Source organism: Streptomyces sp. NBC_00988, assembly GCF_045162645.1.
Classification (GTDB): domain Bacteria; phylum Actinomycetota; class Actinomycetes; order Streptomycetales; family Streptomycetaceae; genus Streptomyces.
On the sequence record NZ_CP108730.1, the window covers coordinates 2,193,750 to 2,209,327 of the forward strand.

The window sequence follows — 15,578 nt, forward strand, 5'->3', positions numbered from 1 at the left end:
CACCGAGCACACAGGAGACGGACTTGCAGAGCAGCACCACACCGTCCCACACGTCCGAGGGGATCGTGAGGGACGGATTCGAGCCCGTACGCGAGGTGTTCGACGATCTGTGCGCCCGTAGGCCGGACGCCCGGTCGTGGCTGAGCGTCTACTGGCGGGGCGAGGAGGTCGTCCGCCTGACGGGAAGCCTGAACGCCCCCGAGTGCGCCGACTTCAGCGGGGTCTTCTCGGCGTCCAAGGGCATCTCCGGCATCGCGTTCGCCAGGCTCGTCGGCGAGGCGGACATCGATCTCGAAGCACCCGTCCGGCGCTACTGGCCGCAGTTCGCCGCCAAGGGAAAGTCCGCCGTCACCGTGAGCCAGCTCCTGTCCCACCAGTCAGGGCTGGTCGGGGTGCCCGGCGGGCTGACGATCGGCGAACTGTGCGACAGCGAGCTCGCCGCGGAGAAACTCGCGGCGACCGCCCCCCGCTGGCGGCCGGGATCGGCCCACGGCTACCACGCGGTGACCATCGGGGTGTTCGTCGAGGAACTCTTCCGGCGTGTCGCGGGCGTGAGCCTGCAGGAGTACTACGAGCACGAGATCAGGCGCCCCCGCGACATCGACTTCTATCTCGGGCTGCCCGAGTCCCTGGAGGACCGCTACCGGCCGATGGTCCCGCCCCCGGACGCGCCCACGCGCCGTGCGGAACCGACTTTCGACTCACCGGTCGAGGACGACCTGCGTCACCTCGCCTTCCACAACCGGCTGATCACGGCCGAGTCCCACATGACGCCGGTCCTGCCCAACAACGTGGAGGTGCGGCGCGCGGGGGTCTCCGCGGTCGGCGGGGTCGGCTCCGCCGCCGGTCTGGCCCGTGCCTACGCCGCCGCCATCAGTGATGTCGGCGGCCCCGCCCTGCTGAGCCCCGAGGTGCGCGAGCGGGTCGCCCAGCTCCAGGTCGACGGACCGGACCTGGTGACCGGTGTGCGCACCAGCTTCGCCGTGGTCTTCAAGAAGCCGAGTGCGTACGTGCCGTTCGGCAGCTACGACGCCTTCGGCCACACCGGAGCGGGCGGTACCTTCGCCTACGCGGACCCCCTGTACGACCTTGCGCTCGGCTGGACCACTTCGCCGATGACCGGCCCCGTCGGCGAGGACCGCTCGGCCGCGCTGGCCGTCTCCTTGGAGACCCGCAGGTGTGTGCGCCATCTGACGGCGTCCGGACACTAAACCCACCACACGAGTGGATGGCCCCGGCGGGCACACCCGCCGGGGCCATCCACTCGTCAGTGAGCACTGTGCATCGTGAAGTTGCTGGTCACGGGTCTGGTGTGCGCGGGGTTCGGGATGCTCGTGCTGGTCGTGGGTGGATGACTTTGGTGAAGATCGTCGGTCACCGGGAAACTTCGCGGTTGGTGAGGACGAGCAGGGACCTGACCAGGGCGGTCGCCCACGTCGGGTCGGTGCGGACCTTGCCGAGCACGCGCCAGTTCTTGAGGTGGGCGAAGCCGTGCTCCGCCGGTGCCCGGACCGCTGCCAGTGCGGTATTCGACAGCTTCTGGCCGCGGGTCAGGGGTCGGTTCCGGGCGGCCTTGTAGCCGGTGATCACTGCCGGGTCGGTGTCGGGACCGCTGTCGTCGAGCCCGACGAAGCCCAGGCCGGCGATGGCGCCGAGGCCGGCCGCCCGCAGCTTGGCGGTGAGCTGGTGGTGTCGGCAGGCGGTGATCTCCGAGGTCCGTCCGGGCCGGGCCGCCGAGACCCAGAGCAGTCGGCCGCGGTCGTCGGTGAGCGCGATCACGAGCAGGCCATGGCATTTATTCTTGCCGGAGTAGTTCTTCCGGTTCTCTTTGCCGGTGCGCCGCCGGGTGCGGATCAGCGTGCCGTCCAGCAGCACCACCCCGCCACCCGTGTGGGCGATCTTTTTGAGGGCGCGGTCCAGGCGCGGGGCGCGGGCGGCCAGCAGGCCGACGACTTCCCGAGCCCACCGGGTCACGGTGGTGCGGTGGATCCCGTTGCCGCCGGCCAGGTCGCCGGGCCGCTGGTCACAGCGCAGTACCGCGAGCACGATGGCGGCGATCTTCCCCGCGGGCAGGGCCCGCCACCGTGCCCCGATCTTCTTGCAGTGGCCGCGTATCAGGTCGGCGAGCCAGTTCAGGGTGGCACTCGACAGCGGCAGGCGGGCAGGGTAGACAAGGCCGTCAGTGCCCTCGACGGGATGGTTGCTTTTCTTCACACCAAACTCAACTGCCGTCGGGGGCCCGCCGGTTACGCGCGTCGACGCCCACCGCAGCACCGCCAGGAGCGTGCGGTGAACCTGCCGTCGGGACGCTTGTGCAGCCAGCCGCGGTCGGCGAGCTTGGTCATCTTCGCCCGCAACGGTTCCAGCTTCCCGCGTACCGTCACCTCCAGACCCAACTCCTCGCCGACCGCCCTGACCTGCACCGGGCCGTCGGCAGCCCGCACGATCGCCAGGATCTTGCGGTAGTCGGCGGGCAGCGCGGCCTCGCCGCCTTCCCGCCGCGGTGCGGGATCAGCAGCACCGCCCGCCCCGCCACCCGGGCCGCAGTCGGGGCGACGGCCGCAGCGGCCTCCTGCGCAGCCCGGTCCTGCTCGGCCAGCCGGCGCAGGACCCGCTCGGCGATCACCAACTCCTCCCGCTCGACCTGGACCTCCGCCAGCTGCTTGGCCAACTCCTCGGCGAGCGTGTCCAGTTCATTCCGGCGAGCCGTGATCCGCTCCAGCTCCAGCATCCCCACACCCTCCCCGCACTCTCCCGGCGCACCGGCCCGGTCACGGACCGTAGGAGCGGCACGGCAGTCGGCGCAGCAGAACCCGGCAACGGCCCCGGCCGACAAGTCAAACGATCTTCACCACGGACGCCCGCCGACGACCAGCGCGAGTACCCCGGCCGCCCCGCACACCAGACCCCTGACCTGCGCACTTCATCGCACACAAGTCTCAAACTGAAACGCACCCATCTGATGCCGGCGTCGGTGCCAGCGAGCCCAGCAACGTGCAGGCTCACGCCACACGGCCTTTTCGTTGCTGAGAGTCGGGACGCACTGGCCTGGCGTGCGCGCGACTCCTGGTGGACGGAGTAGGTGCCGTTACAGTCCGCACCACTGCTGGATGATCCTTTCGTAGATGATTGACGACTCCTGGAGTCTGGTCACGGAGCACCATTCGTCGGTGACGTGGGCGAGTTCCGGCTGGCCGGGGCCGCAGATCAGGGTGGGGACGGAGCCGAGGAGGGGCGTGAGGATCGCGGCGTCGGTGAAGTACGTCGCGGCGCGGGGCCGGTTAGTGGTGCTGCCGGTGACGTCGGAAGCGATGCCGCTTGTTTCGCGGGCCCAGGTGTCGTCCGGATCGGTCCATACCGGGGGCAGGTCGAGGAGGGAGGTGAGGGTGATGCCGGGGCCTGTGTGTTGTGCCAGTTGGTCGACGACGTCCGGGTGGCGTTGGCCGGGCACGGTGCGTACGTCGATGGTGGCTCTGGCCTGGTCGGGCACGGAGTTGGGGTTGAGGCCCCCATGGAAGGTGCCGACGTTGAGTGTGGGCGTGCCCATGACCGGGTGCGGGGCGTCGGCGCAGGGGAAGGCGAAGGTTTCCAGGCTGGTGACGGCGCGGGCGAGCTTGTAGACGGCGTTGTCGCCGAGGTGTGGGGTGGAGCTGTGGGCGGTGATGCCGCTGGCACGGGCTTCGAGCCAGAGGGCGCCCTTGTGGCCGTGTACGACGGCGTTCGCGGTCGGTTCCGCGATGAGGAGGGGTCCGCTGCGGCGATCGCGCAGGGTGGCTTGTAGGTGGCGGGCGCCGAGGGCGCCGGTTTCCTCGGCAGCCGTGAGGATGATCCTCACGCCTGCTCGGCGGGGGTGGCCGTTCGTGGCCATGCGGACGGCGGCCAGGACGATGGCGGCCACGCCGCCTTTCATGTCGCTGGCGCCCCGGCCGTAGAGACGGTCGCCGTCGATCTCGCCGGTGTGAGGGTCGTGGCGCCAATCCTGCGAACCGAGGGGGACGGTGTCCAGGTGACCCGACAGGCACAGGGGCGGGGTGTTTTGTCTGGTTGCCCAATCGGCCACGAGGGTGCCGCGCCCAGGAGCGTACTCGAAGACGTGGACGGTGAAGCCGACGGCTTCGAGCAGCGGTCCCACAATCGCGTGGGCGCTGCTTTCGTTGCGGTCCACCGTGTTGAGGGCGATGAGTCGGCGGGTGAGATCGACGACTTCTGTCATGCGTCGGTGCTCCCTGCCGGTCGGTGCGATGACGTCTCCCGGTGTTCCCGGTCTGCCAGGTGTTCGAGGGTTGGGAAGGAGTCCTGTGCTCCGGCCCGGGGCACCGCTGCCGCTCCGACACGGACAGCGAATTCCACTGCTTGGGCGAGGGTGTCGCCCTGGGCGAGCCGCCAGGCCAGGGCTCCGGTGAAGGCGTCGCCGTCGCCGGTGGTGTCCACCGCGGCGACGGGGATACCGGGGACTCGCACGGCACCCGAGGCGTCCGCCGCCACCGCACCCTCCGCGCCGAGGGTCACCACCACCGACCTGGGTCCGAGCCTGAGCAGCGCGGTGCACCACTCCTCGGGGGTACCGTGCTCTCCCGTGTCGCCGAGCATCGCTCTGGCCTCGTGTTCGTTGAGGACCAGAGGGTCGCAGGCTGCCAGTACCCGGGTCGACAGAGGCGCCGGCGGTGAGGGGTTGAGCACGACCCGGGTCTGCGGACCGGCAGCGGTCACCGCTGCTGCGACGGTGGCCAGGGGGATTTCAAGTTGCAGCGAGACCACCCGGGCGGCGGACAGCAGGTCTTGTGACGCGCGCGTGTCCTCCGGGGACAGCAGCGCGTTGGCGCCGGGCGACACCACGATGCTGTCGTCACCCTGCGGCCCGACCATGATGAGCGCGACGCCCGTCGGTGCTCCGCCGACCTGTACAGCGTGGGTGCAGACCCCGGCCGCCTTCTGCGCTTTGAGCAGGAAGCGGCCGTGGGCGTCGTCGCCGACCCGGCTCACCAGCGCGACGCGGGCTCCCAGTCGCGCGGCGGCGACCGCCTGGTTGGCGCCCTTGCCGCCCGGGTGGGTGGCAAGGGCGGAGCCGAGGACCGTCTCTCCGACGGCGGGGCGGCGTTCGACCCCGACGGCCATGTCGGCGTTGGCCGAGCCGACCACCACGACGTCGTAGACCTTTGTCATCAGGGCCGGTCTCCGTAGGGCGCGTAGACCTCGGGGCGCCGGTTGGCGAGGGGGTCGTTGTGCGTGTTCCACCGGCGCAGACGGCGGCCGTCGGTCAGGTCGGCCGTGGCCAGCACGGTTTCCGGGTCCTGGCTGCCTGCGGGTTCCGTCAGCGGCCAGCCGGTGGGGCCGACGATGATGCTCTGGCCGATGAAGGGCTGTTCGCGCTCGGTTCCCACCCGGTCCGCTGCTATCACATGGATGCTGTTGACGTGGGCTGCCGCCTGGCACAGGGAGAGCGCCATGGCTGGCTTGCCGGGCTGCTGCCCGGGGATGGGGACCCAGTTGGTCGGCAGGCAGACGGCGTCGACGCCTTGCAGCGCCAGCGCCTGGAAGGCTTCCGGGAACCAGGCGTCGTAACAGATCAGCATGCCGAGCCGGCCGAAGGCGGTGTCGAAGACGGGCAGGCCGAGATTGCCGGGTTCGAAGATGGTGTTCTCGTTGTCCCAGAGGTGGACCTTGCGGTAGGTGCCCAGATGGCCGTCCGGACCGAGGAGGACTGCGCTGTTGTAGAGGAGGTCTCCTTCTCTTTCGGCGATGCCCGCGACCAGATGGACGCCGAGCCGGGCGGACAAGCCGGTCAGGAAGCGCGTGCTCGGTCCGGACGGAATCTCCTCGGCCAGAGCTGCGGCTTCCTCGCGTGAGGCGAACACGTAACCGGTCGTGCACAGTTCGGGCAGCACCACCAGTGTGGCTCCGCGCTCGGCGGCCTGGGTGACGGCTTCGGCGATCGCGGCGAGGTTCACGTCCACCTCGCCGATGACGGGCCGCGTCTGGACGGCGGCGACAGTGACCCGGCCTGTCATCGTGCTCCCTCGGAAGTCGAAGCGGGCTGGACGGTGTCCAGCGCCGGAAGCACCGGCACCGCGGACGCGCGCCACCGGCGTGGCACGCTGCTGTGCCTGCGCCACGGCGTGACAACCGTCTCCAGGACGGCGATCAGCGCGAAGGCGATGATGCCCATGGCGGCGAGGAGCACGATGTCACCGAAGACACCGGCGGTGTTCAGCCGCGACTGCTGCTGCGTCAGATAAACCCCGAGCCCCCCGGTGCTGGAGGCGGTCTGCTCGCCGATGACGGCGCCGGTGACGCTGAACGTCGCCGACATCTTCAGCGCCGAGAACAGCGGTGTGTACGTGGCCGGCAGCCGGACTGTACGGAACGTACGCCAGGGGCCGCCCCCCATGGACCGGGCGAGGCTGATGGAGTCCTCGTCGACCGACGCCAGCCCGTCGAGCACATTGACCACGACTGGGAAGAACACGATGAGGCCGACGATGACGACCTTGGGCGTCAGGCCGAAACCGAGCCAGATCACCAGGGCCGCGCCGATGGCGATGATGGGCACGGCCTGGCTGGCGATCAGGAGCGGGTACAGGGCCCGCAGCACCCAGCGGGACTGTGCCATGAACACCGCCAGGACGAAGCCGGTCACTGTGCCCAGGAGGAAGCCCAGGACGAATTCCTCCCCCGTGATCACGATGCCCTGCGACAGGACGTCCCAGTCGTCGGCGATGGCGTGGACCGTGGCGCTCGGCGACGGCAGTACGTACGGGGCGACGCCCGCGCCGTGCACCAGCAGCAGCCACACCGCCAGGACGGCGAGCACGGCCAGCACCGGCACGGCCAGCCGCGTCCACAGCCTGTCCTGGTGGCGCCTGCGGTTCATGTCTTCCTCCCGGAGGGCTCGTACGGCGGTTCGTACGACGACGGGGTGTCGGCGCCCTCGTAGATCAGCCCGAGAATGTCGCGCTTGAGCGTGGTGAACTCGGGGGTCGTCAGTGTCGCGAGGCCGCGCGGGCGGTCGAGGCCCACGTCGAAGACCTGCCGGATACGGCCCGGCCGGGGTGACATGACGACCACCCGGTCGGCCAGGAAGATGGCCTCGTCCACATCGTGGGTGACGAAGAGCACCGTGCTGCGATGCTCCGCCCAGACGCTGAGCAGCCACTGCTGCATCTCCATCCGGGTCTGGGAGTCCAGGGCGCCGAAGGGTTCGTCCAGGAGCATGACGTCGCGGGCGAAGGCGAGAGTGCGCATGAGGGCGACGCGCTGGCGCATGCCGCCGCTCATCGCGTGCGGGTAGTGGTGGAGGAAGTCGCCCAGCCCGTACCGGGTGGCGAGGCCGGCCGCGTGGGCACGGTCGGCGCGGGTGACCCTCCGGGTCAGGGAGGCACCCAGGAGGATGTTGTCGAGGGTGGACCGCCAGGGCAGCAGCAGGTCCTTCTGCAGCATGTACCCCACGTGCCCGGAGTGGCCGGTCACGTCCGAACCGTCGAGCAGAACCTGCCCTTCGGTGGGGCGCTGGATGCCGGAGACGATGTTGAACAGGGTGCTCTTGCCGCACCCCGACGGGCCCACTATCGAGATGAACTCGCCGTCGCGGACCTCCAGGGACGTGCTGGAGAGAGCGACCGTGGAGCCGAAGTTCTGGACGACGTCACGGATCTCCAGTTTCGCCGCCGTACTCACGGGGGTCATCGGATCACCACGCAGTTGTGCCGGCCGAACCAGAGGACGTCCTCCTGCTTGACGCCCCACAGGTGGTTGCCCATGAACGGCTCGACGGCCCAGGCTCCCCAGAGGCGGGTCTCGTTCCAGGGGTCGAGGTAGCCCAGGTCGTAGGAGGTGTTCCGGTCCAAGGAGTGGCCGATGTTGTTGAGCCGGTCCAGGAGCAGCAGGCCGGTAGGCTCCAGCGCCTCCTGGAACGCGAAGAACAGGTCGCACGCCCGCATCCCCGGACGGGCCGCGGCCAGTGTGGTCTCATGGACGTGCCGCATGGTCTCCAACGCTTCGCGGTAACCGGGGTTTTCGCCCCGTATGAAGCTGCGGGTGCAGTCGCCCCACCAACCGTCCTCGGTGACGGGGTGCACGTCGACGAAACCGAGGTCGATGTTCCAAAGGACGCGGTCACTGGGCTTGTCGGTGGGAAAGCAGCTCAGCGTTCCGGCACCGAAGCCGACATTGGTCGGGGTCCACACCCCTTTGCTGCCGCGCCTGCCGAGCAGTTCCTCGGTCCAGTCACGTACCGCGATCTCGGTCTGTCCTGCCTGCGCCCGTGCGGCGACATGCTCGGCGACCACGACCGCCAGGCGTTGGGCCGTCACGAGCCCGATCGGCGGGACTTCGGTGAGTCCTTCGGGCGGCGTCGGAGTCGGGGTCACGGCGTGTACACCGCCTCTCGGCTGTCGGCCGCCGCGTCGGCGGGAGCGGAGCAGAGCCACCGCGCGGACTGCTGCCAGAACGTGTCGTAGCCGCTCCAGGCCATGAAGGCGTCGGGCAGCCAGTGCGGTCCCATGTCGGAGGTGAAGGCCATCACCCGTCCCTCGCCGGCCCGGCCGGTGATCGCCAGAGGACGACCGTCGACCTCGACGAGTACGTCCGCGCCCGCTCGGGCCCGCACCCGCTGGTAGCCGAGGACGGCGGGCCACACCACCGGCAGGCCGTAGGTGACGGGGTGTGCGGGGTCGGTGACGAGGGGAGCGACCCCCTGGGGCGTCTCCTCCCGGTCGTCTCCGGCCTCCATGTCGACGGGGAGGATCTGAGCGATCGCGGTGTTGACGTAGTTCGCTTTCGCCTCGATGCCCTGGAAGCTCAGATAACCGCCCACCATCAGCAGGGCCCCACCTGCCCGGACCCACGAGGCGAGGGCGTCGAGCCGGTTGGGGCTGCGGCTGCCGGTGAGGAATGTCGTCGCCGACAGCAGCAGCGTGTTGGCGCCGATGTCGCTGAGGACCACCAGGTCAAAGGCGTTCAGTTCCGCCTCGGTGCGGGGAAAGCTCTCTGCGGCGAGGTGGTTGGGCAGGTATGTCACCTCGTGCCCGGCCGACCGCAGGGCCTTCAGGAACGGCCCGGCTCCTTCGGCGTAGGTCGAGGTGATGAACGAGTCGAACCCCTTGGTGTGGGTCGAGGTCGTCGTCCACGACTCTCCGGCGAGCAGGATCCGGCTCACTTGTTCTCCAGCAGTTCGTTGGTGAAGTAGGCGCTCGGCGCGTCGGTCTTCTTCACCAGCTTGTAGTCGTTCGCGGCCTTCAGCAGGGCCGACCAGTCGGCGCTGCTCTGCGCGAGAGCGCTCGCGGTGACGTTCTTGCCGAACAGGGCGCTGGTCGCCTGCCACTGCAGCGTGGTGAACTCGCGGCTCTGCGCCTTCGGGTACGTGGTCATGAACGCGTCGACGGCCTCCTTGGGGTGCGCGATCGCGTACTGCAGCCCCTCGACGGTGGCGTCCATGAACTTCTGCGCGGTGTCCTTGTGGCCCTTGAGCCAGTCGCTGTTGGCCGCCAGCACCCAAACCGGGCTGTTCGGCACGCCGTGGTCTTTCGCCAGTGTCATCGAGTAGTTTTTGACACCCTGCGAGGCCAGTTCGCTTCCCTCGGCATTGGTGACGCCGGTGATCGCATCCACCTTCTTCTGCAGAAGGAGCGGCACCGTGTCGCTCGACGCGCTGACCAGATGGACGTCAGACAGCTTCAGCCCCTGGCTGTCCAGCATGATCTGCAACTGTGCCTTGGACCATGAGTCGTTGTACGTGCCGATGGTCTTGCCCTTGACCGACGCGAAGTCCAGCGGCTTCTCCGCAGAGCTGATCAGCCCCCAGTTGTTGCCCGTGCCGTACCGCGCGATGCTCACCATCGGTGCACCCTGGGCCCGCGCGAAGACGACGTCCATCGAGGTGTCAAAGGCGAGGTCTGCCCGCCCGGTACCGATGTACTGCGCGGTCGCTGACGTGTTCGGCGGGGGAACGATCTGCAGGTTGATACCGGCTTTGCGGTAGAACCCCTGCTTCTGGGCGACGACCCACGGAATCCAGAACCCGTCGGCCACCGGCCACTCCTGCACCATCCGTACGGTCGTCAGACCGTCGGCCTCGGCCGAACTCCCGGAAGCCGACTGTGTGCCGCTCCCGCCGCTCCCGCAGGCGGTGGCCGCCAACGCACAGGCCGCGGCGACCGTCAGGACGCGCCAGCCCGTCTTCCGGGTGGCTCGGCGAGCGCTGCGGGCTCTGCTGGGGTCGTCTCTCCGGATGTCCATCGGGCTCCTCGGGATCGGCCGGACTCACTTGGCAATCGATTGCCGTGAATCATCGAGTGGCACGCCGCGCGCTGTCAAGGGGGAGATTCGCGGTATTTCCGGCGAAACGAAGCCGTTGCCGCGAGGCCTTCTCGGCCGGCGGCCCATGGGCGTAGCGGAGCCCGCATCCGGCGAACACCGTCAGGGCTGCCCGCCCGACCTTCGTGGCATACTCCCCGCAACGAGCGCCGTCAGCCGCGACGACGCCCCAGGAGGAGGACACCCGGATCACCGTGCAAGCCAGCATCTACGACGTCGCCAAAGCCGCCGGAGTGTCGGCCTCGACCGTCTCCCGGGTACTGAGCGGCGCCCGCGCCGTCCGTCCCGAGTCGGCCGCAGCCGTGGCGGCCGCCGTCGAGGAGCTCGGCTACCGTCCCAACCAGCTCGGACGCGCCCTGCGCAAGCAGTCCACCCAGGCGATCGGCATGATCGTGCCCAGGGTCGACAACCCGTTCTTCCCGAGTGTCGTACAGCACACCGAGGAGTCTCTGCGCCACCAGGGCTACGCGCTACTGCTCTGCACGTCCAACGACGACCCCGACATCGAGGCACAGCGTCTGGACATGCTCACCGAGCGGCAGGTCGACGGCGTGCTGATCAGCCCCTGCCATCAGACCCTCAGCCTCCCCGCGGTCCGGCGAGCGGCGGAACGCATACCCCTGGTCCAGCTGGACCGCAGTGTCGGGGAAGACGCCTACGACTTCGTGGGCGTCGACGACACCGACGGAATCCGCCAACTCGTCGACCACCTGCGCTCCCTCGGCAAGCGGGACATCGCCTACGTCGGCGGCGACCGCGGCAACTGGTCCGGCGCACAACGGCACTCGGCCTTCCTTGCCGCCATTGACGCCCACCGACCCGAGCGCGTCCTTCTCGCCTCGTTCTCCGAAACGTGGGGCCGAGAGGCGGCCGAACAGCTCCTCACCGCACCGACCCCACCGGACGCCATCGTCTGCGGCAACGACCTCATCGCCCACGGCGTCATCACGACCGCGACTCGCCTCGGCCTCCGCGTGCCCCACGACCTGGCCGTCAGCGGCTACGACGACATCAGCACCGCCACCCTCGTCCAGCCCTCCCTCACTACCGTTCGCCAGCCCGTCGGCGACCTGACGGCCCAGGCAACGGACCTCCTACTGGCCCGCATTGACGAGCCGCGACGGAAAGCGCGCAAGCTCATTCTCCCGACCCGCCTCATCGTCCGAGGCAGTACAACCCAGGCAGGCGCGGCGGCCCCCGCAGACGGCGTGCGGGTGCCCGCACCGTCCACTGACGTACTGTCTTCGCCCGTCCAGGTCTGACCGCGGGAATCACGCTGGCGACACATTGAGACTTGTGTGCGATGAAGTGCGCAGGTCAGGGGTCTGGTGTGCGGGGCGGCCGGGGTACTCGCGCTGGTCGTCGGCGGGCGTCCGTGGTGAAGATCGTTTGACTTGTCGGCCGGGGCCGTTGCCGGGTTCTGCTGCGCCGACTGCCGTGCCGCTCCTACGGTCCGTGACCGGGCCGGTGCGCCGGGAGAGTGCGGGGAGGGTGTGGGGATGCTGGAGCTGGAGCGGATCACGGCTCGCCGGAATGAACTGGACACGCTCGCCGAGGAGTTGGCCAAGCAGCTGGCGGAGGTCCAGGTCGAGCGGGAGGAGTTGGTGATCGCCGAGCGGGTCCTGCGCCGGCTGGCCGAGCAGGACCGGGCTGCGCAGGAGGCCGCTGCGGCCGTCGCCCCGACTGCGGCCCGGGTGGCGGGGCGGGCGGTGCTGCTGATCCCGCACCGCGGCGGGAAGGCGGCGAGGCCGCGCTGCCCGCCGACTACCGCAAGATCCTGGCGATCGTGCGGGCTGCCGACGGCCCGGTGCAGGTCAGGGCGGTCGGCGAGGAGTTGGGTCTGGAGGTGACGGTACGCGGGAAGCTGGAACCGTTGCGGGCGAAGATGACCAAGCTCGCCGACCGCGGCTGGCTGCACAAGCGTCCCGACGGCAGGTTCACCGCACGCTCCTGGCGGTGCTGCGGTGGGCGTCGACGCGCGTAACCGGCGGGCCCCCGACGGCAGTTGAGTTTGGTGTGAAGAAAAGCAACCATCCCGTCGAGGGCACTGACGGCCTTGTCTACCCTGCCCGCCTGCCGCTGTCGAGTGCCACCCTGAACTGGCTCGCCGACCTGATACGCGGCCACTGCAAGAAGATCGGGGCACGGTGGCGGGCCCTGCCCGCGGGGAAGATCGCCGCCATCGTGCTCGCGGTACTGCGCTGTGACCAGCGGCCCGGCGACCTGGCCGGCGGCAACGGGATCCACCGCACCACCGTGACCCGGTGGGCTCGGGAAGTCGTCGGCCTGCTGGCCGCCCGCGCCCCGCGCCTGGACCGCGCCCTCAAAAAGATCGCCCACACGGGTGGCGGGGTGGTGCTGCTGGACGGCACGCTGATCCGCACCCGGCGGCGCACCGGCAAAGAGAACCGGAAGAACTACTCCGGCAAGAATAAATGCCATGGCCTGCTCGTGATCGCGCTCACCGACGACCGCGGCCGACTGCTCTGGGTCTCGGCGGCCCGGCCCGGACGGACCTCGGAGATCACCGCCTGCCGACACCACCAGCTCACCGCCAAGCTGCGGGCGGCCGGCCTCGGCGCCATCGCCGGCCTGGGCTTCGTCGGGCTCGACGACAGCGGTCCCGACACCGACCCGGCAGTGATCACCGGCTACAAGGCCGCCCGGAACCGACCCCTGACCCGCGGCCAGAAGCTGTCGAATACCGCACTGGCAGCGGTCCGGGCACCGGCGGAGCACGGCTTCGCCCACCTCAAGAACTGGCGCGTGCTCGGCAAGGTCCGCACCGACCCGACGTGGGCGACCGCCCTGGTCAGGTCCCTGCTCGTCCTCACCAACCGCGAAGTTTCCCGGTGACCGACGATCTTCACCAAAGTCATCCACCCACGACCAGCACGAGCATCCCGAACCCCGCGCACACCAGACCCGTGACCAGCAACTTCACGATGCACAGTGCTCAGTGCTCAGCGAGGCGTCGGCAGATACGTGACCGTGTGGTGCCGGGAGTAGAAGTCCAGCGCCGGCAGGCCCTGTTCCGCCGGGCCGTAGCCCGAGTCCTTCTCCCCGCCGAAGGAGGCGTGGTAGTCGGCGCCGCTGGTGGCGCCGTTCACCTTGGCCATCCCGGTGTCGAAGCGCGGAACCAGGGTGAGGGCCCGGTCGAGGTCACGGGTGAACAGGCCCGTGACCAGTCCGTAGCGGGTGGCATTGACCAGTTGGACGGCCGAGTCCTCGTCCTCGGCGTGCAGCACGGACAGGATGGGGCCGAAGACCTCCTCCCGGTTGAGCCGGGCCTGCGGCGGCAACCCGTCGATGACCACCGGGGAGACGAACCAGCCCGGATCACGGGTCTCCCCGCCGGTCAGCACCCGGCCCCCGGCCGCCCGTGCCGCGTCCACCGCCTCCGTGACGGCCTCCCGCGCGGCGGCGCCGATGACCGGCCCCACCGCGGTCCGCTCCTCGGCCGGGTCGCCGACCACCAGGCCGCGCACGGCCTCGGTGAGCGCCTCGACGAAGCCCGGCTGGTCGCCCACCACAATCACCCGGCTGGTGGCCGTGCACTTCTGGCCCGCGTAGCCCATGGCGGCCGACGCGATGGTCTTGGCCGCGTGCGCCACGTCAGCGTCGGGCAGCACCACGCTGGCGTTGAGCCCGCCCATCTCCGCCTGCACCGGGATGCCCGCGGCCACGCTGGCCGCGGCGACGGTTCGGCCCACGGTGGTCGATCCGGTGAACGAGAGCACGTCGGAGGAACGCAGGAGCGCGGCGCCCGTCGCCGTCCCGCCGGGCAGCACCGTCAGCAGCCCCGAGGGCAGGTGGGGCGCCAGCAGCTCCTGCAGGCGGGTGGCGGTGGCCGTCGCCGCGGGCGCGGGCTTGAGCAGCACCGCGTTCCCGGCGGCCAGCGCGGGCGCGGCCTTCCACAGCGGAATCGCCAGGGGGAAGTTCCAGGGCGTGATCAGGCCCGCCACGCCCCGGGGCCTGCGGGTGTCGAGCAGCAGCGACCCCACCGGTCCCGCGACCGGCAGGTGGTGGCCGAGCGGAACGAGGCTGAGCTGCGCGTTGTAGCGCAGGATCGCCACCGCGCGGTCCACCTCGCCGACGGCCTCGGCGCGCGGCTTGCCCACCTCGGCGATGACCAGTTCGGCCAGTTCTCCCGACGCCGCTGCCAGCGCTTCGGCGGCAGCGGACAGGGCCGTCGCCCGGGCTCCGGGCCCGCTCGCCCACCATTCCGCCTGGGCCGTCCGCGCGGTCCGCGCAGCCGTCTCCATCTGTGCGGCGGAGCACGCGACGAACGCCCCGACCACCTCGTCGGGGCGCTGCGGGGACCGGCTCTCGACAGCAGCGTCCGTCAGAACGGCGCTCACGCGTGGCTCACGGCCGGGGCGGCCACCCGTCGCAGGAAGCGGGTGACGGCGGCGAGGAAGTCGTCCTCGCGCTCCAGCTGGACCCAGTGCCCGCAGTGCGCGAAGACCATCAGGTCCCCGTTCGGCAGGGCGCGGGCGGTGTCCAGGCTGTCGGCGACCGTGACGACCTTGTCCTGCATACCGTGCAGGATCAGCGCGGGCACGGTCACCGAGGCGACCTGCTCGTCCGTCAGACCGGCCTGGGCGACGGACTCGTCGCGGGCCTTGACCACCTCGGCCCAGCGTTCCGGGGCGCCCGGCCGGCTCGCCATCCGGTAGCGGAACTCGACGAGCCCGTCCGGGATCCGGTAGCCGTCCGCCGCGAGGTCCGCCATGACGCGGGCGATGCCCTCACGGGTCACCGTGGGCGCGACATGCCGGCCGACCACCTCCGTGCGCCGGTGGTTGAGGCCGGGGCTGCCCATGGTCACCAGTCCGAGCACCCGGTCCGGCTGGTCGAGGGCGACCTGGAGGCCGATCCGGCCGCCGAGCGAGTTGCCGATCAGCACGGCCGACTCGACGCCGACCGCGTCCATGAAGCGGCCGACCTGTTCCGACCAGGCACCGAGACCGTAGTGGCCGCTGTCCGGTGCCTCGGTCCAGCCGTATCCGGCGAGATCGGGAGCGAGGACGCGGGCGTGGTCTGCGAGCGCCGGAATGGTCCGCCACCAGTTGGCGGCGGCGGACGCGCCGACGGCGGAGCCGTGCAGCAGCACCACGGGGGTGCCCGAGCCGGCCTCGTGGTAATGGATGCGCTGCCCGCCCGTCGTCACCCAGCGGGACGCCAGGTCGAACACCTGGGCCGTGCTCTCAGGACGGAACGCGGCTGCCGCGTCGCCGTTGTCGGACCCGGTCATGGAGGGGTGT

Annotated in this window: 14 protein-coding genes and 2 pseudogenes; 4 read left to right on the top strand and 12 right to left on the bottom strand. The window is 70.3% G+C overall.

All coding sequences use genetic code 11. The annotated features are described in order from the left end of the window. Nucleotides 1-23 precede the first annotated feature (23 nt). Complete coding sequence (locus OG496_RS10035) at nt 24-1,211, top strand: serine hydrolase domain-containing protein (RefSeq protein WP_405970500.1); 1,188 nt, start codon at nt 24-26, stop codon at nt 1,209-1,211. Between the two features lie 163 nt (nt 1,212-1,374). Here OG496_RS10035 and OG496_RS10040 read toward each other — a convergent pair whose 3' ends face one another. The 10 genes and pseudogenes from OG496_RS10040 to OG496_RS10085 form a co-directional block, all read right to left on the bottom strand. Then, on the bottom strand, nt 1,375-2,214 hold the full coding sequence (locus OG496_RS10040; protein ID WP_405970501.1) for a transposase family protein: 840 nt from the start codon (nt 2,212-2,214) through the stop codon (nt 1,375-1,377). A 32-nt stretch (nt 2,215-2,246) separates the two neighbouring features. Continuing rightward, nucleotides 2,247-2,731 (bottom strand): annotated as a pseudogene (locus OG496_RS10045) (hypothetical protein). A 357-nt stretch (nt 2,732-3,088) separates the two neighbouring features. Next, nucleotides 3,089-4,213, bottom strand: coding sequence for a M20 family metallopeptidase (locus tag OG496_RS10050; RefSeq protein WP_405970502.1), 1,125 nt, complete (start codon nt 4,211-4,213; stop codon nt 3,089-3,091). Then, on the bottom strand, nt 4,210-5,163 hold the full coding sequence (locus OG496_RS10055; RefSeq protein WP_405970503.1) for a ribokinase: 954 nt from the start codon (nt 5,161-5,163) through the stop codon (nt 4,210-4,212). Before OG496_RS10055 ends, OG496_RS10050 begins: the two co-directional genes overlap by 4 nt. Beyond that, nucleotides 5,163-6,008 carry a nitrilase family protein gene (locus tag OG496_RS10060; protein WP_405970504.1) on the bottom strand — a complete coding sequence of 282 codons (846 nt, stop codon included), beginning with the start codon at nt 6,006-6,008 and terminating at the stop codon, nt 5,163-5,165. The genes OG496_RS10055 and OG496_RS10060 overlap by 1 nt, the downstream gene beginning before the upstream one ends. Next, entirely contained in the window at nt 6,005-6,871 is an 867-nt protein-coding gene (locus OG496_RS10065) for an ABC transporter permease (protein ID WP_405970505.1), read from the bottom strand. Before OG496_RS10065 ends, OG496_RS10060 begins: the two co-directional genes overlap by 4 nt. Further along, the gene (locus OG496_RS10070) at nt 6,868-7,683 is read right to left on the bottom strand and encodes an ABC transporter ATP-binding protein (RefSeq protein ID WP_405970506.1); all 816 of its coding nucleotides are present in this window, start codon (nt 7,681-7,683) and stop codon (nt 6,868-6,870) included. The genes OG496_RS10065 and OG496_RS10070 overlap by 4 nt, the downstream gene beginning before the upstream one ends. After that, on the bottom strand, nt 7,680-8,366 hold the full coding sequence (locus OG496_RS10075) for a M24 family metallopeptidase (RefSeq protein ID WP_405970507.1): 687 nt from the start codon (nt 8,364-8,366) through the stop codon (nt 7,680-7,682). Before OG496_RS10075 ends, OG496_RS10070 begins: the two co-directional genes overlap by 4 nt. Continuing rightward, nucleotides 8,363-9,154, bottom strand: a complete 792-nt coding sequence (locus OG496_RS10080) for a glutamine amidotransferase (protein ID WP_405970508.1) — start codon at nt 9,152-9,154, stop codon at nt 8,363-8,365. The genes OG496_RS10075 and OG496_RS10080 overlap by 4 nt, the downstream gene beginning before the upstream one ends. Beyond that, on the bottom strand, nt 9,151-10,233 hold the full coding sequence (locus OG496_RS10085; protein WP_405970509.1) for an ABC transporter substrate-binding protein: 1,083 nt from the start codon (nt 10,231-10,233) through the stop codon (nt 9,151-9,153). Before OG496_RS10085 ends, OG496_RS10080 begins: the two co-directional genes overlap by 4 nt. Before the next feature lie 272 nt (nt 10,234-10,505). Here OG496_RS10085 and OG496_RS10090 point away from each other — a divergent pair, with 272 nt between their 5' ends. The 3 genes and pseudogenes from OG496_RS10090 to OG496_RS10100 all read left to right on the top strand — a co-directional run bounded on the left by OG496_RS10090 (nt 10,506) and on the right by OG496_RS10100 (nt 13,167). Next, nucleotides 10,506-11,573: a LacI family DNA-binding transcriptional regulator gene (locus OG496_RS10090; RefSeq protein WP_405970510.1), complete on the top strand. Its 1,068-nt coding sequence runs from the start codon at nt 10,506-10,508 to the stop codon at nt 11,571-11,573. A gap of 237 nt (nt 11,574-11,810) precedes the next feature. Continuing rightward, a pseudogene (locus OG496_RS10095) lies at nt 11,811-12,295 on the top strand (hypothetical protein). Nucleotides 12,296-12,327: 32 nt separating this feature from the next. Next, complete coding sequence (locus OG496_RS10100) at nt 12,328-13,167, top strand: transposase family protein (protein WP_405970501.1); 840 nt, start codon at nt 12,328-12,330, stop codon at nt 13,165-13,167. 107 nt (nt 13,168-13,274) lie between these two features. Here OG496_RS10100 and OG496_RS10105 read toward each other — a convergent pair whose 3' ends face one another. Beyond that, complete coding sequence (locus OG496_RS10105) at nt 13,275-14,672, bottom strand: aldehyde dehydrogenase family protein (protein WP_405970511.1); 1,398 nt, start codon at nt 14,670-14,672, stop codon at nt 13,275-13,277. After that, complete coding sequence (locus tag OG496_RS10110) at nt 14,669-15,568, bottom strand: alpha/beta fold hydrolase (RefSeq protein ID WP_405970512.1); 900 nt, start codon at nt 15,566-15,568, stop codon at nt 14,669-14,671. The genes OG496_RS10105 and OG496_RS10110 overlap by 4 nt, the downstream gene beginning before the upstream one ends. Nucleotides 15,569-15,578: the final 10 nt, after the last annotated feature.